The sequence below is a fragment of the Acetivibrio mesophilus genome, assembly GCF_004102745.1.
GTDB classification, from domain to species: domain Bacteria; phylum Bacillota; class Clostridia; order Acetivibrionales; family Acetivibrionaceae; genus Hungateiclostridium; species Hungateiclostridium mesophilum.
On sequence record NZ_RLII01000010.1, the window covers coordinates 1 to 23,126 of the forward strand.

The window sequence follows — 23,126 nt, forward strand, 5'->3', positions numbered from 1 at the left end:
TTGACCTGCTTTTTATTTGCTTTTTTTCCGGTAGTATTATGCGTATAGAATTTTATTTTGCTGTTTTCACTGGTATTAAGAGAATTTTAATTTGATTTTTGCTCCGATTTTAAAGTGCTGAACTACACTATAGCAGTAAACGTATCTAAAGATATGCTAAGGCAGAAAATAAAAAATAAAAGCAAAATTGTATACTTATTTGATAAGGATAGTAGTATGTTGGATTATATACATAAAACAGCTTGGGTTGACAGTATAGAAGAACAATATGTAAAGAGAGAAATGTTGAAAGATATATTAGTACATATAGATAAATTGAGTTTGGAAGAAAAGCAAATTTTATATCTGAAACATTATGAAAATTATACATATTTTGAAATAGCGAAACACATGAATATGAAACAAAGTACGGTGGGAATGAAATTATTAAGGATTAAAGAAAAGATTGCCAGCAGGACAAAGGAAAGTACTTGCCAACTTTAACCAAGCCTATATGAGACTTGATTAAAGTTGCAATTAATAATACTTAACGTATTTGAGTCAATTTACCAGCATCCATTTCACAAACGGTATCGCATAAAGCATCTATATCTTCGCTGTAATGAGATGATAGGATAATCGTAACTCCTTGCTTATTTAAGTCTTTAAACAACGCTCTCATTTCAGTAACGCCGTGTTTATCAAGTCCATTCATTGGTTCATCAAGTATTAATAATTCTGGCTTTTCCATTATGGCTTGTGCTATTCCCAGCCTATGGCGCATTCCCAAAGAATATTTTCGGACGTGCTTTTTCATTTGGGGATCGAGCCCTACCTTTAAAAGGGTTTCTTTAATCTCATCGTCACTTACTTTTTTATGTATGTCGGCTAGCAGCTTCAAATTTTTATATCCGCTTAATGAGCCAATAAAGCCTGGGGTTTCCAAGATTATCCCTATATTTTGAGAAACAGATGGCTTCACTTTCTTTCCATTCACGATAATCTCACCTGAGGTGAGCGTCATAAAACCGCATATGCACTTGAATAATACTGTTTTACCCGAACCATTGCGACCGATAATACCATGTATTTTTCCTCTCTCAAAATTAACATTTACATTACTTAAGGCTTGAGTTTCTTTAAATGATTTGTAGGCATTTCTTACTTCTACTATATTATCCATTTATATCATCCCTTCTCTTTCATAAATTGAACAAACCGTCATTCCACACCTTCAGCTATATTTATATCTTTTTTAGAAAATGAGATAGCAGAAATTATGCTGAGTATTATTGATGTTCCTAAAAGAAATATGACAGCATATTGAAGTGACGGAGAGTCACCCGAGTTATACCAATCTATATACTGTAAACTACTCCAGCTAAGGGGTGAAAAATAGTAAACCTTGAGTCCTCTTGTTATGCGGCCTACAAATATGGAGAAGTATGAAATAAAAACTAGTATACCTGCTGTTATTATACCACTCATCTTACCAATTATCAGATTTAAACTAAAAATGACAATTCCTATAAATAGTGTAACCAAGAAAAATAACCCTAAGCTTATCAGTGTAGCTTCAATTGCTGAAAAGGTAGTAACTATACCGTTATTTATTATGACTGTAAGGTGAATTCCTTTCTGAGATGCACTTGAAGGGTTCATAGCCAATGTTCTGATAACTTTTCCCCAGTCGCTGGTAAATTGCATATAGGGAAAAAAGCAAATTACTGTTATGATATAATTGATTAGAGTGTATAATAAGCTCGTAAATAAAATGTAAAACAACTGCCCTAGCACCCAGGAAGTTCTTCCTGTTCGCATCATAAGAAATGGTGTATGTCTGTCTATAAAAGGAGCATCGCAAAATAGAAGCATCGCAAAACAACCGTAAACAGGCATCAGTGTAGGAAAAGTTAATAAATGTGGAAATATCCATGGACTGACACCTTCTCCAACTAACCTTGCATACTCATATACTCCGGAAAAATTCCATATATTAAAGGCTAATATAAGTGCAAAAAGAGTATAGATTTTAATATCTACTATCCACTTTTTATAATTAACAATTGAGCACAATAGAGCGTTTTTTATATTCATGATCTCCCAATCCTTTTCTTAATTTGTTTTATAGTAACATACAAAAGCATACCAAGGATTCCGACTACAGGTATCAACTTGTGCAAGAAAGCTGCTGCAGGGCTTACATCAGAATAAATACCTTCAACCAAAAAACTTGGTTCCAAGAAATTGGGTAACGAAGCTTGTGTAGTCAGCCGCATTAGAACAAAGTATATAACTATAGGTGATGCCATTGTACTGAATTTATTAGGTACGAAAGTTGATATTGTTAAAGCTGTGCCTGCAAATAACGCTCCTGACAATGAATAGTGTGCGGTGAGCACCAAAATGTATATCCATGGCTGATTTTCTTCTAATAACGTTGCATAAGAACTACCACTATTTATCTTTCCATCAAACAATGGAAAAAATATCGACATAATTAATGAGAAAATAACCATACTGCTGGTGACAGATAAAAAACCTGCAACGACCGAAGATGAAAATTTACTGATTGCATATTTTCTTGTTCCTGTGCGTATAATCCAAAATGGCAGAGCTTTATCTTCCAGATCTGATGCAAAAGACATGGCATACGGTAATATAGGTGCAATACATAATATAAACAAAGTAGACCCACTGCCAGTTAAAGCTTTACCGAGCAACTCTAAAACATTGGATGTATTGCTAATGTATCCTGAACAACTGATAAACATAGCAAACATAGTAAATATTATTGATATAACAAAATTAAGCGATAATAAAGCTCTGTATAGATCCATTTTTAACAAAGCTATAAATGTTTTCATTGTTACCACCTTGATTGATATAATTTACCTGTTACGGCATTGACGACATCATATTTATATTGTGTATATAATTTGCTATCATATTCCATAGTTTGACTACTGCAGAATACCCATCCGGGAATCAATTCAAAAATATCACCTTGAGGGATACTTAGATAACATAATTCTGCCGAAACAATACTGACGTCATTTTCTAAGATTGTGAGCGAATAATCTTGTATCAATGTATTCAATGCTTCATAAACATTAATTAGACTATTGGTTTCAATTTCATTGCTAATGTTGAGAATGGAATAAGTACTTATATTCGTTATGCCATTACTGTCATAAACCAAATTAATGTATGTTGGAGGCATCAAATTTCCAAAAGCTGAGCTCTTGGTACCGTCAGGCATTTGCCATTCTCTGTTAATAATTGGTATATTATCAACGAGTTGTCTCAAGGAAAAAATGTAACATTCATCTTCCTTAGTCCAATTTAAGTTTTTTAAATCATCTTCAATTGAAGCACTCTTAAGATATAATTCATAATGAGATTTCATAGTTTTAAGATTCAATGAATAGGACTCTTGAACATCAAATTGAGGTAGCCCAGCTTCATTTAGTATTCTTTTAATGTGAGTTAGCGCTTTTTCATAAGGTGAGAAATCCAAATCAGTATATGATGAATAATCATCATTGGAGTTATAATCATTTTTGGAAAATGATGGATAATAAAAATCGATATTTGCAACAGTAGATAGCTTATTCATCACACCATTAACAGTCCTCCCATAATTAAATCCTCCTTTTAGACCAGTTACAATACCAAAGCTTTTACCACCGTCATATATGCTTAAAAATTCCTTTGTGTTCCCGTCAGATGCAATAAATTGTGGACCTTCCGCCCAGATTTTTTCTTCGGTTATGCTATTTTTAATAAAAGCATTTATAAGCTTTTGATTATCAAAAACAATATGATCTGCTTTATATGTTTTTGCTGTATCAACACCTTTAACATTATCGAAATCTATGTGTATCGATAAATTTTCGGACAGATTTACATGTTCAAGAAAAGTTTTGCTGTCCATATCCTGAAAATTAATAGCTTTTTCAGGGGTATTACATGAAGCCAATATAACCAGTATGAATATTGATATAGAAAGCATAATGTTTTTTTTCATTTTCCTGTTCCTTTCATAATTTTGAGAATTACTTTGTCAACATAAGGTTGCTATTTTTGTTTATTTATCTTCAACTATACATAGTAAAGACCTACGTGATTTTTCTTATTCTATTAATATAAGACTGCCATAGATGATAAATTATCACATAAAAATAAAACATTTTTAAATTTTTTTGATGTCCTTCTTCTTTAAAATATAGTCCTTCATCTCTTTATTGGAGTCCTGAACTGACAAGCTAAACACATAGCCATCTTTAAAGGAAAGAGCGAACTAAATGTTGCTTCCTGTATTAATAGCTTTGTCAGCAACAATCACCACCATATTCTGGCGTTCTCTTAAATAGTTTTAATGAAATACATATTCAACCATAGTTTGATAATATATATGCATTATATCATAATTCGTTAAAATAAGTTGCTAAAATTTTCATATTTTTTCACGGAGAAGCAGCTTGAAATCCAGTTGGCATTTTGGCTTTACGCTCTTAAGATTCATAATTTGGCTGAAAAACAGTTTAGCTCCAATGTTTTTTATTGTAAATACTGAAAGCATATTGTATAATATATAAAAAATATAGATAAGATGCCAATTGGTATCAAAGAAGGGCATTTAAAAAGTGTGCCTAAAAATTAAGATGGGGGGTACCTATTTATGAGGATTTGCAAAAAAGTACTTGCATTATTGCTCGTACTTCTGTTCATCATGAACAGCATGCCGCTGACATTTTCAGCAACTAACCATTACACTGATGTACCATCAAACCATTGGGCAAGCAAGGTAATTGCTAAATGGTCGGGCGACGGCTACGGTGTATTAAAAGGCGATGGAAACGGTTACTTTTTTCCAAGCAAAGGAATCACACTAGGAGAATTGGCTGCTATCCTGTCCCAAACCTTTGGATATACCGAAAGGGTTTCGGCAGAAGTAATCCCAACTTGGGCTGATGAGCACGTCGAAAAAGCTATTGCGGCTGGTATAATTGCCAAAGCAGACAAAATTGACGCAAGTAAAACAGTTACCAGAGAACAAGCTATTAAGTACATAGCCATAGCGTACAATATTGCTCCAGTAGAAGGCGAGACGACTTTTGCTGACAATAAATCAATCGATTCCGAGTATAAACCATACGTAAATGCATTCCAAAAGTTGGGATACATAATAGGTAAGGGAAACAATACTTTTGATCCTAAAGCGGTTTATACCCGTGCGGAAGCAATGCAGGTAATCGAAAACACTACGAGCGAAATCATTGATAAGTCGATTAGTGATCAGATATATGCAAAATCGCTTGTTGTGCGGAAACCTGGCGTTACAGTTAAAAATACCACTGTAAAGCAAAATTTTATAGTTGGGCAAGGCGTAGGCGATGGAGAAGTAACGCTTGATGATGTAACAATAAAAGGGGCACTGATAGTATATGGTGGCGGTTCTAAATCGATTAAGGTAAATGGCGGGAAGGCAGTTCCAACAACGGTGGTAAACAAACCGTTTGGTGAAGCCGTGCATCTTTATGGTGATTTCGATACAATTATAGTTAACGAAGGTTCAAAAGTAATTATAACAGGTAAAGTTGCAAATCTTATAATTCTTGGTAATGCTGAGGTTACGCTAACTAATGCAACGGTAAATAATATTGAGATTAACAATGAAAATGTAAAACTCGTTGTTGACAAAGACAGTACCGTTGAAAATGTAGCTATCAAAGCAAGCAAAGTTGTTATAAGCGGCGACGGCAATGTTAAAAATGTCAATGTTATGGAAGAAGCTAAGAATGATGTTGAAGTTCTTACTGTGCCTACAAAAATTTCAGTGAATGCTAAGGCTGGTGCAGTCAAAACAAAGAATAACGGTTATATACAGCCAGGGAAAACATTCATTACTACAAATCCATCAACATCTTCCGGCAGTAGTAGCAGTAGTGGTAGGAGCGGCAAGAGTGAAACGGTTCCAACACCTACACCTACATCTACTCCTATTCCAACTCCAACAATGAATGATTTGCCTGACGTGCTTAAAGATATGCTTGGTCTTGATAAGAGTAAAGATGATACAGATGGAGACGGCTTGAAGGACTTATTTGAGTTTTCATACCTCACCACAGATCTTTTATTAGTTGATACAGACGGAAACGGCATATCGGATGCTGATGAAGATTTTGATGAAGATGGCTTAACCAATATTCAAGAACAAGAATTGGGAACTCGTCCTGACAAGTTTGACACCGATAGTGATGGTGTGAGTGATGGAGACGAAGTTAATATTTATGGAACCGATCCATTAAATCCTGATACAGATGGTGACGGATTAAAAGATGGCGAAGAAATAAAATTAGGGCTGAATCCTAATAAAATAAAAACAGATGATGTAACGCTTGACAATGAGAAAAAAATCGATCAAGTCGCTGATGACACTGTCAAAGATGATGCCTTAATTAATAGTGAGAATTGGCTTGTTCCGTCAATTTCCGGTAATGTGCCCGGTGATATCTCGAAAAACGTTTTCTTGGAAAAGTCAGATAGTTATATCTTTGAAGATAATCGAGCAGTGTTAAGTGATGTGATAAACGTTTACACTTCATATGAGACATCATTGACTCTTTCGTTTGCATACAATCAAGAATATACAGGGGATATCAAGAACCTGACAATTGTGTCATATGGCGAGGAAGGATTAGAAATTATTGACACAGTTATAGATGAAGCTGAAAAGGTGATTTCCGGTAAAATTACCGGTAGCGGCATGTACTTTGTTATTGACCTTGATGAGTTTTTAAAAGGGTTGGGTATTGACGTTTTTGCAAATATTACACCTGATGATGTTACACACACCGAACCTTTATTGGCAAGATCTTTTAGATTCGATATGGCAACAGCTGGTGTTGAAGCGATTCAAGATGAGTTTGATTACTTTTATGATAACGAAGGAAATGTTATTGAAAAAAGGGAAAAGTATAGCGAGGATGAAGAGAATTTCCTTTTATCGCCACTTTCAGATCCATTTAATATGATGGCTCTGTCGGAAAAAAGTATCGATACTTTCTCTGTAAGTTCAGATGCGACAGGAAAAGCAGATATTGTATTTGTCATTGACACCACCGGTTCTATGGGCAGTGCTATAGCCAATGTAAAGAATAATGTAAATGTATTTGCTGAAAAATTGGTTAATGAATATAATGTCGATGCCAACTTTTCACTTATTGAATTTCGCGATATAAATGTTGATGGGGTGAATAGCACCAAGCAACATAAAAATATGACATCTAACTGGTTTACTAATGTGAATACATTTAAGAATGAAGTGAATAAACTGACTGTCGATGGAGGAGGGGATTTGCCTGAAACTCCTATTGATGGACTGGAGATGGCACGCAGACTTGATTGGCGTGGAGATGCAACAAGATTTGTTGTCCTTGTTACGGATGCAGAGTATTGGACGACCAATAGTTATGGAATCTCTAGCATGGAAGAAATGGTGAGCTTATTTGTGAACGATGGCATAATTGTATCCGCTATAGCTTCCGGTAAAAGCACTTATGCGCCGTTAACAGATAATACTGATGGACTTTATGGATACATATACGGAAATTTCAGTGATATATTGTTACGACTTGCAGATAAAGTTGGAGAAGCTACCAACACAGGTGGAGAATGGGTGTTCCTTAATGATTTCCAAGCTGTGAAACTCAGCGATACACTTGCCAATGCCGCAACTAATGACACGGATAAAGACGGATTAACTGATGCGGAGGAGTTAGGAACAAGCGTTGAGAAGAATATGATTCCATATATCATATCCTTATTGAATAGACATGAGATACCAATAGAATCTTATATGGGGAAAACCAAACTAACTGTTTGGAATTATGTGTCAAATCCTGTTCTGCTTGATACTGATTATGATGGAATTTCTGATGGTAATAAGGACTACGATGGAAAAACCGTTAAGCCTGACCCATTGCCAAAGAGCAATTCATTTGCTGGTAAGCTTCATTGGATAGAAGATGGCAAGGCAAAAGAAAGCAAGGAGAATCTTGAGTTTGTTGTAGATTATAGCTTGTTATTCAAAAACAATACTGTTTATAACAAAAATTTGGCTGTTTTAACGTCATTATATGTTGGTGAGATTTATGATAATACATATTTGACAGTTACTGAAGGGGTGACCGGCGGCGCTGACGATCCTACGGCATTAGGTTCGTTGTTTGGACTGAAGGACGTAGAAGACATTAAAATCAATGGTGCAGATTATGGGGTAGACGTTGACGATAGCACAGAATTTGTTATTGGACATCGCAGTGTTACTTATAAAGGCGCAACAAAAGAAGCAATTGTAGTTATTGTCCGCGGTACAAACGGAACAAATACTGAGTGGTCAAGTAATTTTGATGTTGGTGCAGATACTAGTGAATACTATGCAGCTACGGGTTCAAACCATCCTCATTGGAAAAATAAAAAGAATCACAAAGGATTTGATGTTGCTGCAAATAGAATCATAGACAAAATTGACAATTATTTATCTCGCCACTCGCTGACATCAGAGCCGAAAGCTATATTAATAGCAGGGCATTCTCGTGGTGGTGGGATAGCCAACTTAATTGGTGCATATTATGAAAAAGAGCCGAATTTCACATCATTTACTTATACTTTTGCCGGTGCAAATTCTACGACGGATAGTAACGCAGGAAGCTATAAGACTATATTTAACGTTGTCAACGAAGATGATATTATCACATATCTTCCTCTTTCGAGTTGGGGTTTCAAAAAATATGGGGTAGTAAAAAGCATAAGCGTTGAAAACCATTATGAGAATCACTGGGGAAGTGCTCAAAAAGGCACATGGGAATGGCTTACAGGAAATGACTACAACAATGATGGAGGACTTCAGCGTACATTGGATGCCTTTGCAAAAGTTGCAAGTAGTCGTGAAGAGCTATATATTTTAGATGATTCATCAGACGGGAAGGTTTGGGAAAACAATCTCGGGCACACCACATTAGAAGGCGCAGAAGAGGAATTAGAAGAGTTGACAAATACTTTAAGAAACGAAAAACTCCTCAAGTTCTGTAGTCTTAGCATTGTTGGAGGAGAGCTAATGACACCGTACCATGTTGAAGTAAACTACTCTCCTGCATATTTAATGCAGATACTGGCTAATATGACAACTGGGGTAGGTCCTACATTAGGCCGTGATGTTAAAGGTAAGTATGCGTCAGCAAAAGCTTCCTTTGTTGCATCAAGTGGAAAATTAGGGATTGGTGGAATGACACGTCCGCATTTAACAATAACCTATTACTTGATAGTTTATAACAATTTTGTTGACCATGTATAGTCTATATATAGTGTGTCGGCGAGTTCAATAGTTCTCGCTGACACATTAAATGGGGTGCGTTATGAGAAAAGCCTTATTAATGGTTGTATTGTCGGATTTGGTTTTATATGTGCTTCAATTCTTAATTATCCCATTAATTTATGATAATGTGATTGGGAGAGGGAATGAAGCAATAGCGGTATTATGTATAACCACAGTGTTAATTACAGCAGCAGGAATGATTGTCTTTTCGGATAAATTGCGTTTTTGGTTGCTTGGTGCATTAGTGTATGCATTGCTGATTACTTTGTATAGTCCAGAAGGTGCGTATGGGATAGGAATATCTGGAATTGATTTGGATGGATTGCATTCATACTATGATGCATCGAAAAGATATTTTGGAATCGCTTTAGTTGTTATATTGGTTACGTTTTTGCAACTTTTGGTATGGTGTTTGGTAAAATTATCAAAAGTAATCATAGGGAAATTAAATAATTAGCATTTTCCTGCTTAACCCACAAGGCTCACAAATAAGTCTTGTGGGTTTTATTTTGGCCTCTTGGAATGGAGTGAAAGAGGCAAAAGCAAAGGGACTCGATGTCCCGAGCTTTTATTTTGGCCTCTTGGAATGAAATGAAAGAGGCAAAGTTGTTTTTCCTTTGTAGATGGTAAATATGCTGAAAGTGTTACGATGAGCCTATACTCAGAAGGACTTATACTGTTAAATTCCTATATGGAAGATTTGAACTGTTTATTGATATTAAGGAAATAATTGCCGGCCTCAGCACCTGAAGAAAATGGGGTTGATGCTAAGAAAAGCCATCCGCTTATCTTATATTGACAATTAAAATACCATGTGAGATAATTGTTCTGAGTCAGCCCTACAGTAGGGTTTGGAACAAATACTTTGTTAGTAGGAGAATGATTATGATTACTAAAGTCACATCCAGAAATAATAAAATAGCACCTGTTGATTTACTAACTCAAAAGTTTGAAGGCAAAATTAATTTAGGCGACTTTGCAGATGCAGTTTTTAGTGACCCGACTTTCAAGAATGTAATAGGTATTGCAAATTTGCCTATGAAAGCACCAGTAATGCAGGTTCTTCTGGAAAATTGCATAGTATTGGAATATGTTAAACAGTTTATACCAAATCAATCTGTTTGTTTTGTTAATGAGGGACAGCAATTTTGTATAGTGCTTGAAGACGGTAAAAAAATTGAAGTGCCTCAGGATATAGATAAAGCTATCCGGGCAACTGTAAGTGATGTAGCACATTGGGCCGGCTATTTAACAGAAGAAGGAGAACATGTAATTGACCTTCTAAAACCAGCTCCGGGCCCGCATTTTTATGTAAATTTGCTTTTGGGAAACAGGCTTGGTTTCAATAGAACTTTGCAAACAACTCCTAAAAGTGTAGTTGATAGATTCGGTAGAGGTTCGTTCCGTTCCCATGCAGCGACCCAAGTATTGGCAACTAGATTCGATGTTCGCCAGGATGAAAATGGTTTTCCGGCAAATAGACAGTTCTACTTATATGAGGATGGCAAGCAGATATTTTATTCCGCATTAATTGATGACAATATTGTTGAGGCTACATGTAAGCATTCATGTAACCGCACAGTAATAAAGTATAAAACGGCGTGCAAATTGGAAATTACAAGAACTATTTTCTTGGTACCTCATAAAAAAGGGTTCCCTCTTGCAACAGAGTTACAGAGAATTGAAGTAAAAAATGCATCGGATAAAGCAAGAAATTTAGCTATTACATATACAGGAATGTTTGGGACAGGCGCTACTCATGCGATTTTTGAAGATGTTACATATACAAATGTTATTATGCAAAGCGCTGCCCTGTATAATGATAAGGGCGAGTTTATCGGAATAACTCCGGATTATTATCCTGAAGAGTTTAAACAAGATACACGATTTGTTTCTATGATTGTTCGTAATGGAGAAGAACAATCATTCCCGCAAAGTTTTTGTACGGACTACAATGATTTTATAGGAAAAGGTACATTAGAGCACCCATCTGGGGGATATAATTTGAATAACAAACTGAACCGTAAAGGTCCCGGATTTTTTGCATTGGGTTCACCACTTACGGTTGAGGCTGGTGAAACAGTTATAATAGACACCTTCACCGGGTTGTCTTCGAGTAAGGATAATGCAAATTACAGTGATGCGACAATGTGCAATGAATTGGATAATTTGTTGTGCTACTTTGAAAAAGGTGAAGCTGTAAAAGCAACATTAGATGAAATTATTAACTTCCAGGAAAATTACTGCAAATATTTTGAATTCCAGACAGGAGACAAACTGTTTGATTCCGGATTTAATAAGAATTTATCGTTCCAGGTATTATATCAAACGTTTATGTCTCGTTCTTTCTGTCAAACACAAAAAGGATATCGTGAAATCGGATTCAGAGAAATTCAAGACTTATTTGCCTCTATGTACTATTTCATAAACATAGGATATCAAGAATTTGTCAAGAATCTATTGTATGAATGGACAGCGAATGTCTATAAAATGGGTTATGCAAACCACAACTTCTATTGGGTAGGAAAGCAGCCTGGTCTGTATTCCGACGATAGTCTCTGGTTGTTACAAGCATATTATAGATATATCGTATATACGAAAGATACTTCAGTATTAAATGAAGAAGTAGCAGTTGCCGACGGAAATAACGAAAAGAGAGTTGTACGGGATACATTGCAGGCTATTATCCAGTACTCTGCTTGTATTTCCATTGGTGATCATGGGCTTCCGCTGTTAGACCATGCAGATTGGAACGATTGCTTGAAAATTGATAACAATTATATAGATGGTGCAACCAAAGAAAAATTGTACTACGAGCAATTGAAGAAGACAAATGGTAAGTATGGAGATCGCTTTGTGAGTGATCATTCCGAAAGTGTAATGAATGCTTTTCTCTTGAAGTTGGCAATTGACCATTTGGCTGAAATTGCAAGCTTGGATCAAGATATCCAATTAGCTCAAAAAATGAGCGAACTGTCAGAAGTAATTACAAGTAGAATTCAGGAACATGCATGGAAAGACAACTTCTTTGCTCGTGTTCTTTTGAATCGATATAAGGATGGTTCCTATACTTACTTAGGAGCAATAGGCGATAAGCTTTCCGATGATCCAAATATTGATGGTGTGTACTTCTTAAATAGTTTTTCATGGTCAATATTGTCTGAGGTTGCGACCGATGAGCAAATAGGGATAATGGTAGATACTATCAAAAAATATTTATTGACTAAATATGGCTTGCGTTTAATATCTCCTGCTGACTTAAATAAGCTTGCACATGATACTGCAACAGGACATTACTTCTTTGGTGATAGAGAAAATGGTGCTGTTTTCAAACATGCTTCAATGATGGCAGCTGCTGCACTTGCCAAGGCTGCTAAGAAAGTTAAGGACAATGAGCTCGCTAAAGAAATGACACAAATAGCGTACTTTATGGTGGATTTGGTATTGCCTTATAAGAACCTTGAAAATCCATTCCAAGTTGCAGGAAACCCAAGGATATGTACACAATACATCAATGCTGAGACAGGTGAGAATATTGGACCTTTGTTAAGTGGTACAGCAACTTGGTTGAACTTAACTCTTATTTCTTTGGCAGGAATAGATTATACTAAAGATGGAATTTCTTTCAGCCCGATACTTAGAGAAGAAGACACCCAATTGAATTTTGTAGTAAAGGCACCGAAGTGCTCATATAAATTTAGTATTACAAAGCCTGTTGGATTTATAAGAATGGAAAGCTCAGAATATGAACTTCTTGTAGATGGCAAGAAGGTTGATAGCTCTATCATTCCATTGTATACAGATGAAAAAGAACATACAGTGACTCTTCAGTTTAAATAAAACATTTATTGTATATCAATACTAAAAGAAAAACCTTGGCCAAATGTGATGGCCAAGGTTTTTTGTTAAAGAACTAATGCTACTTGAGGTTTTGCCATGATCCGTCTTCTGTGCATACTGTTTGAGAACCATCTTCATTTTCAATTTTTGAACCTACAGCATGCCTTCTGTGGTCATAAACGCAGAAAGGGTCTTTTCCTGCATTGCCGACAGGCTTATTGGAGACGGATTTGACATTATCCGGTGGTGATATGGTATTTAAAAAAAGTGAATCCTGCTTTTTGCGATTCTTCATAGTATCATTCCTTTCCCATACATATTATTGCTCAAGTAAAGGGAAATTATAAATAATCGGCGGATTAATGATTGGTATTCTTATATGTTTTGATGGTATTAATATTATATGATTCTTTTTGCAAAATCATAAAGCAGGGGAGGGAATTTTATCATGAATAATAACGTAAATGAATTAAATCTTAAACTTGCTGCTTTTGCAGGCGGATGCTTTTGGTGTATGGTTCCTCCGTTTAAGGAGCTTGAAGGTGTATATAAAGTGATTGCCGGTTATACTGGGGGGCATGTTGAAAATCCAACGTACGAGCAGGTTTGTTCGGGGAATACGGGGCACTATGAAGCAGTTCAAATTAGTTATGACCCTGAAGCAATCGGATATGAAAAGCTCCTTGAGGTTTTCTGGAGTCAGATTGACCCAACGGATCAGGAAGGGCAGTTTTTTGACAAGGGGCAGCAATATCAGACTGCTATTTTTTACTATGATGAGGAGCAAAGAGCGCTTGCTGAAGAAGCAAAGGGAAGGCTGGAAAGGGAAGGGGTCTTTGATAAGCCCATTGCAACAAAGATAATAAAGGCATCGGAGTTTTACCCTGCGGAGGAGTATCATCAGGATTATTATTTGAAAAATCCCGAACACTATAAGAGATATAAGATTGGATCGGGGCGGGAGGCATATATACAGAAGGCTTGCAGGATAAGAGGAACAAACAAAAAACAATATGCAAAATTGGATGACGAAACATTAAGGGAAAAGCTGACCAAAGTACAGTATCAGGTCACTCGGGAGAATGCTACAGAACCGCCTTTTGAGAATGAGTACTGGGACAATAAAAGAGATGGGATTTATGTAGATATTGTATCCGGCGAACCATTGTTCAGTTCGCTAGATAAGTTTGACTCCGGCTGTGGGTGGCCGAGCTTTACCAAACCCTTTGTAAAAGAAAATATTAAAGAAAGAATTGACAGAAGCCATTCGATGATACGTACTGAGGTAAGAAGCAAATACGCAGATTCTCACCTGGGTCATGTATTTGCCGACGGCCCGGCTCCTACAGGTATGAGGTATTGCATAAATTCAGCGGCTCTGCGCTTTATACCGGTAGAAGATATGAAGAAGGAAGGCTACGAGGAATATCTTTATCTTTTTGACCAGTAGTTGACCGGTTGCAGCAGTTTATGTATCATTTTGCGTTTTTCCCACAAACTATAGTTATCATATAGTTTGAGGAGGAATCTAAATGGCATATGACAAACTTTTTGAGCCCGGATATATTGGGAAGCTAAAGATTAAAAACAGACTGGTAATGTCACCAATGAATACGCAGTTTTCTACAGGGGACCCCTCCGTGCTGTCCGAAAGGTATTTTGAATACTACAAAGCACGGGCAAAAGGCGGAGTAGGTCTTATAATTACAACCCATGTGAAGGCAGAAAAAAACATTGACCCTTATCCCCTTACCTATGGTTATGCTACCTTGGATACTGCAAGTCAAATAAAGTATTTTAATGAAATAACCGAAATGGCTCATAGGTATGATGCAAAGATTGCAATTGAGCTGTCTCCGGGTACCGGAAGACTGGCGGATGCAACATTGAAAGACCGATGGCCTGTTGGACCTTCCGAAATTGAAATACTGGGTATGCCGGGAGTTAAAACACGAGCTCTTACCAAGGATGAGATACAAGGGCTTGTGGAGGCATATGGAAAGGCAGCGGGACTGGCTAAGCAGGCGGGATTTGACATAATATATGTCCACTTTACTGCATATCTCGGTGACCAATTCCTTTCTTCAGTTTGGAATCACAGAACAGATGAATATGGAGGTAGCCTCGAGAATCGAATGCGGTTTTTGCTGGAATGTATTGAGAGTGCACGTAAGAGTGTAGGAAATGATTTTCCTATGATTGTGGGATTGGCGTTGGATCATGGGTTCCCCGGAGGAAGGGAGCTTGGTGAAACAATAGAGATTGCAAAAAGACTTAAAGGAATAGGCATAGATACATTGCACCTAAGGCGGGGAAGCTATGACAACATGAATCTTCTTATACCGACGGAATATATGGAAGACGGAGTTTCTGTTGACTATGCCGCTAAGGTTAGAGAAGAGGCAGGAGTACAAGTGATTTCGGATGGAAATATTTCGGATCCTGTACTTGCCCATAAGCTGGTGCAAGAAAACAAGCTTGATTTTGTAGGCCTTGGAAGGTCTTTGCTGGCTGATCCCGAGTGGGTGAACAAAGTACGGGTGGACAAAAAAGAGGATATAATACCCTGTGTACGGTGCATGCAGTGCATTAACAGGGTGTTTTTCGGGCAGTTTGCCGCTTGCAGTGTGAATCCTGTTCTTGGAAAGGAGTACCTAAGTCCGATACTTCCTGCAAAGAAGCCTAAAAATGTGCTTGTGATAGGCGGAGGAATGGCAGGTATGGCATTTGCAAAGATGGCTGAAGAAAAAGGACACGATGTTACTTTACTTGAGAGTACATCGAAGCTTGGAGGTCACCTCCTTGAAGGTGCAGTGATGGACCACAAGAAGGAGGTTGACGCATACTGCGAGCACTTGGTAAGGGAGATCGAGGGTTCCGGGGTGAAAGTGAAGTATAATACCCGGGCAACAAAAGAATTGGTGAAGGAGCTCAAGCCGGATGCGGTTGTGGTGGCAACAGGTTCCGTACCTATAATTCCTCAAGTTCCGGGCATTGACAGACCGAATGTGAGGATAGCTACTGCACTTGCTAAAGAAGGGCAGGAAACAGGGCAGAATGTAATTATCGTTGGTGGAGGTCTGGTGGGTTGCGAGACGGGATTGCATCTTGCACAGAAGGGCAAGAACGTGACGATAATAGATATGCTTCCGGAGGTGGCTCAGGATGTTATTTACATGGCGAGATTTTCGCTGCTTGAGGCATTCAGGAATAAAGGGATAGAAACTCAGGGAGGACTTAAGCTGACAGAAATAACCGAGTCGGGTATTATTGTTGAAGATGCCAATGGAAATAAAAAGGAGATGGTCTGTGATACTGTGGTGATTGCTGTGGGATTAAAGGCCGACGACACCTTATATAATGAACTTGTGAATGAGTTTGATGAGGTATATAGAATTGGTGACTGCATTAAGGCAAGAAAGTTTATTGATGCAATACAGGAAGCGTTTCAGGTGGCAGCAGATATATGACAGTTTGAGGAATATAATGAAAAGGCACATACTGTATTAGGTTATTGTAGGAATTGCAAGGATAAGTTGGTAAATGTGAATTTGATTTACTACAATTATATAAAATCCTTTTGGCTAAAGGGCATTAGAAGAGAAGATTGCATAAGCTAATGCCTTGGATAGGTGTAATGCATGAGGATGGAGTGGTTAAATCTGTGAAAATGGATTTAGCCACTTTTTAATTAGACAGGTACTTAAAGAGGGGTACCTAGTGTGAGTTATGATAAGAGGAAATATCGAATATGCTACATCATAAAAAAGATAATAGCAATACAGTAATGCAATAATTGAATGTACTTACAAAGACATTAAATTTAGAGAATGATAGAGTTATACAACAGGTCAGATTTAAAATTTCTTAGGGAACAGGAGGATGGCAAGCTGCAGGAACATTAGGTTCAACAATAATACGGCCACTAAAGATTATTAACAATATTCGGTTTGTTGGTAATAAAAAAATTTGATAATATAGATAATAAATAGATCTTTGTAAAAATTTATATCTGTTATGAGCTATTAGGTCATAGGAGAATAATATCATGAGGGGTGATATTTTGAAGAAGAGGTTAGTATTGATAGTATCTTATTTTCTTGTCGCATTAATTTTCTTTTTTGCAGGATATTTTATTCGTAATTATACCCAATCAATAAAAATAAATGATATTTCATTTGCTACAATAAGTAATGAATTAAGTGAAGATAATTCTATTACAATACTTGATGCTTCAGATGCAAAAGAAATCATTAAAAGATTAAGTACAAAAAAGGATAATAATAGTAAAATGGCAATTGTGTTTCCTATTAGAATAAGAATATATGATTTTTCAGGAAAGGAGATTTATACGTTTACTACAGCAATTGTTGGTGGTGAAGTTGTTTCAGAAATACGCTCAGGAGGAAAATCATATACTACAGATGAGGAATTTACTTCATTTATTGAAGGGATAATAGAAAAATACAATATTAGTATCTGGTGAAATATACAATTCATATTGGCTCTATAAGATGGATATATGCTGCGTTTTGTTAATAGGAAGGGTAGCAAAAATGCAGCGCCCAATTTAGATTTTGTGTATTAGAAAATCAAAAGTCTCCTTCTTGGCAAGGTTGAAAACTGCAAAAAAACTTAGCATCTTCACGTAAAAAATTTTGTTACATTAATCAAAATAGTATATAAATATAATAGAGGTGGCCAAAATGAAAACTTTTGAGGAGCTTTGCCAAGAAAATTATAGTAGAATTTATAAATATATATTTTCAATGACAGGAAGCAAGGAGTCTACTGAGGATTTAATCCAGGAAGTCTTTATGGTTGCGTATGAAAAAGGCGAGACCTTTTTACAACATGAAAAACCTGTTGCATTTTTGTACAAAACAGCACGGAATATGTCGCTAACCCATTTAAAGAATTTAAAGCGCCAAAGGATTTCTTCAATGGAATACCTGTCTGAAAATATTCCCAAAGAAGATACCGACTTATGTGAAACACTCTTAATGGAATTGGACCGGAAAATCGACGAGACAGCCTATACCGGGGAAGTAATCGCCAATTTGAATGCAAACCAGCATAATCTATATAAACAACGTTATATAGACGGTAAGTCAATTAAAGAAATTGCTTCAGAGCAAGGGGTCAGTGAGACAGCAATGCGAATGCGCCTGGTAAGACTACGAAGAGAAATACAGAGTATTATCAAAAAATTGAAACTTGGTGAAAAGTAAGTTACATTGGACAAATTTTAATATATATAAGTGTAAAGCGCTTTACCAAGAAGGTGGAGGTAATTCATTATGGATAATGTTTCGCGATTGAAAAAGGAACTGGAAAAGGCTGTACAGCTCAATGACATCGAAAATGCAGACAAAATATCGGATCAATTGTTTCGGATGCAGAAAGGCAAGGAAGCCGATGCTGTGATGCCGGATCAATTTGTTGAGAAAATTATAGAGAAAAGCAAAGAAAAATCAGGAGGTCAAAAATCTATGAATATGAAGAAGATAATAAGTATAGTTGCTGTTGCGGCCGTTACCGCAACCCTTGGAATTACTGCTTTGGCTACTCGCTGGTATGGGATCAGGGACCTGGTTTTCCAAAACAGTGACAACGAAACGGCTCTGACAGATAATTCCCAAATTTCCGATTCGGAAGATGACATTGAAGCGTCTGCCGGTGGCTATGTGCAAGAAAAAATGGACTTGATTGTCCTGCAAGGATATCCCGACAGTAATGAATACAAAGCCAGTGCCGAATGGAATTTGTTCCTTGCGGGATATGATACCGACGGAAAATTTTTGAGTGAGGTGGGGAACGGTTCCAATGAGTTTACGGAGAAATACCCGATGTACTTGGTTTACACACGGGAAATGGCCGAGAAATTGGAGGAGATTGTTGCCAAATATCAGCTTAAACTCCATAACTCCATGACGATTGTCAACAATCAAAAAGAATTAATGCAAGAAGCCAATATAGGTGAGTTTTCCAAAAATGCCAATACAGTTTTGAGTGGCTATGTTTACGACGACGGTACATTTCATTATGATGGAGAAACACTGCTTAAAAACGGCACACACATTGATTATCAGTTTGGAAACTATGTAAAAGGCACTTTTTCATCTACTTATCTTAACGTCGGTGATGCAAGCTCTTACACGGAGTGGGAGTACAAAACAAGCAGCGGGCAAAAGGTTTCATTGGCTCTAGGCGATACTAAAGCACTGGTTATTACAGATTTGCAAAATTCATACGTTGCAATAAACGTGCTTTCAGGAAGGAATGCAGAATCAGGAGGCCTAACAGCTGAGGACTTGCAGGAATTTGCCGATACCTTTGATTTTATGCAGATAAAATAAGTATTTAAGATTTGAATTTCGATAATATCCCTTCAATAGTTTAAGCAAATTAGAGAGGCGATAATTCCCTGAAATTGCGGAGCTAGAGCCTCTTTTTTATGTCTGTTCAAAACTGTGACGATAAATATACTTTATGTTTACACCTTCGGAACTCTTTGATGCTCAATATAACTGAACCTTCAAGATTGGAGAATTAAAGTTTTAGGCAGATTGACACGAAAAATAATTAGCAGTATAATTACGTCATTAAAGTAAATGGAAGTATTTGCAGATTGATTCCAGTCATTTCCTTATACAACAATTTATTCAGTATCAACCATGAAATCTATGGCGTATAAATGTAAATAAAGTATCTGCAAAGGCAAATGAAAGCTAATGTCTATGACAAGAAGGCAGTCCGCAAGGAATAATATTCTCAATGAGGGAGCTGTGCGTTATGAAAAGAATTTTTCTTTCAATATTTAGTGCTTTAATATTGTTTGCTTTGCTACTTACCGGCTGTTCGTCCGACAAACCGAAAGATCCCAATGAAAATGAATTATACACTCAAAGCCCGGAGCAATCTCCGAATATACTTCCGACCCAGACTAAGACAGGATATAAGAAGTATATGGATTTTCTCGGAATTGATAAAGATGTGGAGAAAATTATAGAGGAGGACATTGATTTAGACGGAAAAACGGAATTTCTAATTGCATGTGAAGCAGATTACGGACTTAAGATTTTTGTGATAAGAGAAGACCTTGATGGTGAACTGCAAAAAATAGGAGAGCTTGGAGGAGCCCCCTATGCAACATCAGGCGTGGAAATAGTCGAAATGCAAAATAAAAAACAGAAATATATTTTAGAAAGTCTTACAAATGGAAGTGCATTATCGGGATTTGCATTGTATGAAATAGATGGAGATGAAATTGGGCAGATAGAATATAGTGCATCTGCTACAGGAGCTGGTGATGACCACTTGGTAGATGCAAACAATGATGGCTTCTATGATGGATATGTTCAAAACAGGTATAGCTATGATGTGTTTCATTTTTATGTATCTAGATTTTATAAGTGGAATGGTAAAGATTTCGTATTTGATTCAGCAAAAATACAGCTTGACGATTATCCGGATAATCCCCGGGATGTTGTTTCCCAGTTTTTAAAGTTAAATGTATTAAACGGCTACGAAGAGAAGATTGATGGGGTTTTAGAAAGATTAAGCGAACTGAATATCTCAAACAGGAAAATAACGTTAGAAAAGTCGGAGGATTGGATAAGTGATTTGCAAATCGATGGCATATATTATGATGCAGATGAGAAGGGAAACACAGCTAAGGTTAGTGTGACTTTGGGGTCCGAGACTATCACATTTGACTTGGCGAAAAAATCTAACAAGTGGCAGATAATCGATATAACCGGTACGAATGTTGTGGGCGCTTCAAAGGATAATTCCACTGACGGTTGGTTTGCGGGCTTTATTGGCAATAAACCGATACATGCAAAGTTTAATATTTCGGAAGGCAAGGTTTCAGGAGTTTACTATTATGATGAGTATAAAACAAGCATAAAACTCGAAGGTTATATTGATTATATTATTCAAATGCAAGATTTCCGGACAATTTATCTTTCCGAAGATACAAATGAAAAAGGAGAAATCATAGGTATATTCAAGACAGATGACTACATACAGGGATGCTGGAAAAATGATAATGTTATTTACCCGATGTATCTGATAAGAGAGGGCGCAGATATTATTCCTCCACAGCAGCCAAGTGCAGACAGCAAGAAGTTTGAGGGCCACTGGACCGGAAAAGAGTCGGCGTTTTTTGGCGGTTCTACAGCAGATATAAAAGTATTGTTCGATGATCTAATCTATTATGAACTGTATGCATTCAACGGTTTAAACACAGGAGTGCTTGAGAACTTCGGCATTATCAAAAAAGGTTCTGCAAAAGCTATTTTCAAGGATGACGCTAATAATGAGAATATCAATGGTGTTTTGTTTAAGTTCAGGGTTGAAAACGATCTATTACATTTAGATTGCGACGATTATAGTTTCGGCTGCGGGATGGGAGTGGCATTTGGCTCCGAGTATATAAAAGGAGAGATAGAAATTAAAATGCCTACGGCATTGGAAGTCGGCATTGTAGACACCAAAGAGCAGGATGAATTGTTTAAAAAGCTAGTTGGCGATAAATATGATGATTTCATTATGCATACATCATATGTGTTTTATTCCGAAGAAATTTGGAACGGTGAAGAAGTAAAGGCTGGTGAGTCCTATTTGAGAGGTTATAGCAACTGCTGCTCATATATTTTATCTAAAGAGCATATATATGCTGCTATTATTGGAGATGATTGTATCTATTATTATACCAATGATAAAAACTATGCAAATAAGATTCCCGAGCCAATGGCTGAATGGGCAAATAAGAGAGGCAAGGTATTCTACAATTACAAGGAAATATAGCACTATAGAGAGTATAAAATAATTTTTGCGAATAAATGAAGCGGTTTTAAGAGATTCTAATATTGTAAGAATACAAATTTTATTTGAAAGGTAGATTCTTTGCCATGACAGAAAATCAACCTGTAAAAGTGGGTTTGAAAAGCAAGATTACCAACAAACTGGTAGCAGTATATCCTCACAGCGTAAATGTAAGCTCAAAAGAAGTTGAAAAACAGGTGTTTGACTGGTATTACGCTCAGGGATGTGCCAACGAGGATGAACTACCCAACCTTTTCGTAGACACATTAACAGATGAAGAGCTAAAGAACTTTCACTAAGTTCTTTAGCTCTTTGCATATTTAATAAAAAGCAATTGGTTTGCTGTTCATAGTTGCAATTATAAGATATTTATGGAATTGTAGCCAACCTTTTGTCATAATAATTCTGTAAGCAAATTTATACAAGGAGGCTATAATATGGGAAAGAAGATACTTATATTGGTAGGGGATTATGTTGAGGATTATGAAGTAATGGTTCCATTTCAAGCTCTTTTGATGGCCGGTTATACGGTCCATGCCGTTTGCCCTGACAAAAAGGCTGGGGAGGTGGTTCGCACTTCCATACATGATTTTGAAGGCGATCAGACTTACAGCGAGAAGAGAGGGCATAATTTCATGTTGAATGCAACCTTTGACGAGGTAGATGAGAGGGGTTATGATGCTCTTGTTATCCCCGGTGGGCGTGCTCCAGAGTATATACGGCTGAATAAAAAAGTTTTGGAAATTGTAAAGTATTTTGCCCAGGAGAATAAACCTATTGCAGCTATTTGTCACGGGCCTCAAGTCCTTGTAGCTGCCGGTGTTGTAAAAGGCAGAGAATGTGCGGCATACCCGGCAGTAGCTCCTGATATTGAAGCTGTAGGGGGTAAATACATAAGTTTGGATATGGATAAAGCCCATGTGGATGGCAATTTGGTTACTGCTCCGGCCTGGTCGGCACATCCTGAGTGGCTTGCTAAGTTTTTGAAGGTGCTCGGTGCAGAAATAAAGATATAAAAAGACGTTGAAAATGTGGAAGAAACTAAAGTTTGACAATGTTTCTTCCACATTTTTTTATTTGTATAATACAATAT

The 23,126-nt window shown here is 36.8% G+C and carries 17 protein-coding genes; 12 read left to right on the top strand and 5 right to left on the bottom strand.

Going from position 1 to position 23,126, the window contains the following annotated elements; all coding sequences use genetic code 11:
• Positions 1 to 114 precede the first annotated feature (114 nt).
• A complete protein-coding gene (locus EFD62_RS09155; protein WP_069195984.1) occupies positions 115 to 483 on the top strand; it encodes an RNA polymerase sigma factor in 369 nt (122 codons plus the stop codon).
• A 43-nt stretch (positions 484 to 526) separates the two neighbouring features.
• Here EFD62_RS09155 and EFD62_RS09160 read toward each other — a convergent pair whose 3' ends face one another.
• From EFD62_RS09160 to EFD62_RS18050, 4 genes are read right to left on the bottom strand one after another with little or no spacing between them, the layout of a single operon-like run.
• Positions 527 to 1,162 carry an ABC transporter ATP-binding protein gene (locus EFD62_RS09160; RefSeq protein ID WP_069195985.1) on the bottom strand — a complete coding sequence of 212 codons (636 nt, stop codon included), beginning with the start codon at positions 1,160 to 1,162 and terminating at the stop codon, positions 527 to 529.
• Between the two features lie 38 nt (positions 1,163 to 1,200).
• Positions 1,201 to 2,076: a hypothetical protein gene (locus EFD62_RS09165; protein ID WP_235832612.1), complete on the bottom strand. Its 876-nt coding sequence runs from the start codon at positions 2,074 to 2,076 to the stop codon at positions 1,201 to 1,203.
• Positions 2,073 to 2,846, bottom strand: a complete 774-nt coding sequence (locus EFD62_RS09175) for a hypothetical protein (RefSeq protein WP_194087092.1) — start codon at positions 2,844 to 2,846, stop codon at positions 2,073 to 2,075. The genes EFD62_RS09165 and EFD62_RS09175 overlap by 4 nt, the downstream gene beginning before the upstream one ends.
• A gap of 2 nt (positions 2,847 to 2,848) precedes the next feature.
• Positions 2,849 to 4,009 carry a hypothetical protein gene (locus EFD62_RS18050; RefSeq protein ID WP_235832613.1) on the bottom strand — a complete coding sequence of 387 codons (1,161 nt, stop codon included), beginning with the start codon at positions 4,007 to 4,009 and terminating at the stop codon, positions 2,849 to 2,851.
• 654 nt (positions 4,010 to 4,663) lie between these two features.
• On the opposite strand from EFD62_RS18050, the gene EFD62_RS09195 reads away from it, so the two are divergent.
• The 3 genes from EFD62_RS09195 (at position 4,664) to EFD62_RS09205 (ending at position 13,201) form a co-directional block, all read left to right on the top strand.
• Entirely contained in the window at positions 4,664 to 9,340 is a 4,677-nt protein-coding gene (locus EFD62_RS09195; RefSeq protein ID WP_128706014.1) for an S-layer homology domain-containing protein, read from the top strand.
• Between the two features lie 61 nt (positions 9,341 to 9,401).
• Complete coding sequence (locus tag EFD62_RS09200) at positions 9,402 to 9,818, top strand: hypothetical protein (RefSeq protein WP_069195990.1); 417 nt, start codon at positions 9,402 to 9,404, stop codon at positions 9,816 to 9,818.
• 428 nt (positions 9,819 to 10,246) lie between these two features.
• Entirely contained in the window at positions 10,247 to 13,201 is a 2,955-nt protein-coding gene (locus EFD62_RS09205) for a GH36-type glycosyl hydrolase domain-containing protein (protein WP_128706015.1), read from the top strand.
• Between the two features lie 79 nt (positions 13,202 to 13,280).
• Here EFD62_RS09205 and EFD62_RS09210 read toward each other — a convergent pair whose 3' ends face one another.
• Entirely contained in the window at positions 13,281 to 13,496 is a 216-nt protein-coding gene (locus EFD62_RS09210) for a hypothetical protein (protein ID WP_069195992.1), read from the bottom strand.
• A gap of 153 nt (positions 13,497 to 13,649) precedes the next feature.
• On the opposite strand from EFD62_RS09210, the gene msrB reads away from it, so the two are divergent.
• The 8 genes from msrB to EFD62_RS09250 all read left to right on the top strand — a co-directional run bounded on the left by msrB (position 13,650) and on the right by EFD62_RS09250 (position 23,049).
• On the top strand, positions 13,650 to 14,651 hold the full coding sequence (msrB, locus tag EFD62_RS09215; RefSeq protein ID WP_128706016.1) for a peptide-methionine (R)-S-oxide reductase MsrB: 1,002 nt from the start codon (positions 13,650 to 13,652) through the stop codon (positions 14,649 to 14,651).
• Between the two features lie 82 nt (positions 14,652 to 14,733).
• Entirely contained in the window at positions 14,734 to 16,671 is a 1,938-nt protein-coding gene (locus EFD62_RS09220; RefSeq protein WP_069195994.1) for an NAD(P)/FAD-dependent oxidoreductase, read from the top strand.
• A gap of 578 nt (positions 16,672 to 17,249) precedes the next feature.
• Positions 17,250 to 17,687 carry a hypothetical protein gene (locus EFD62_RS09225; RefSeq protein WP_069195995.1) on the top strand — a complete coding sequence of 146 codons (438 nt, stop codon included), beginning with the start codon at positions 17,250 to 17,252 and terminating at the stop codon, positions 17,685 to 17,687.
• 220 nt (positions 17,688 to 17,907) lie between these two features.
• Entirely contained in the window at positions 17,908 to 18,432 is a 525-nt protein-coding gene (locus tag EFD62_RS09230; protein WP_069195996.1) for an RNA polymerase sigma factor, read from the top strand.
• Positions 18,433 to 18,501: 69 nt separating this feature from the next.
• Positions 18,502 to 19,560: a hypothetical protein gene (locus EFD62_RS09235; RefSeq protein ID WP_128706017.1), complete on the top strand. Its 1,059-nt coding sequence runs from the start codon at positions 18,502 to 18,504 to the stop codon at positions 19,558 to 19,560.
• A gap of 436 nt (positions 19,561 to 19,996) precedes the next feature.
• Complete coding sequence (locus EFD62_RS09240) at positions 19,997 to 22,015, top strand: hypothetical protein (protein ID WP_069195998.1); 2,019 nt, start codon at positions 19,997 to 19,999, stop codon at positions 22,013 to 22,015.
• Positions 22,016 to 22,119: 104 nt separating this feature from the next.
• A complete protein-coding gene (locus EFD62_RS09245; protein ID WP_235832614.1) occupies positions 22,120 to 22,332 on the top strand; it encodes a hypothetical protein in 213 nt (70 codons plus the stop codon).
• Between the two features lie 138 nt (positions 22,333 to 22,470).
• Positions 22,471 to 23,049 carry a DJ-1/PfpI family protein gene (locus EFD62_RS09250; protein ID WP_128706019.1) on the top strand — a complete coding sequence of 193 codons (579 nt, stop codon included), beginning with the start codon at positions 22,471 to 22,473 and terminating at the stop codon, positions 23,047 to 23,049.
• The last annotated feature ends 77 nt before the right edge of the window (positions 23,050 to 23,126 follow it).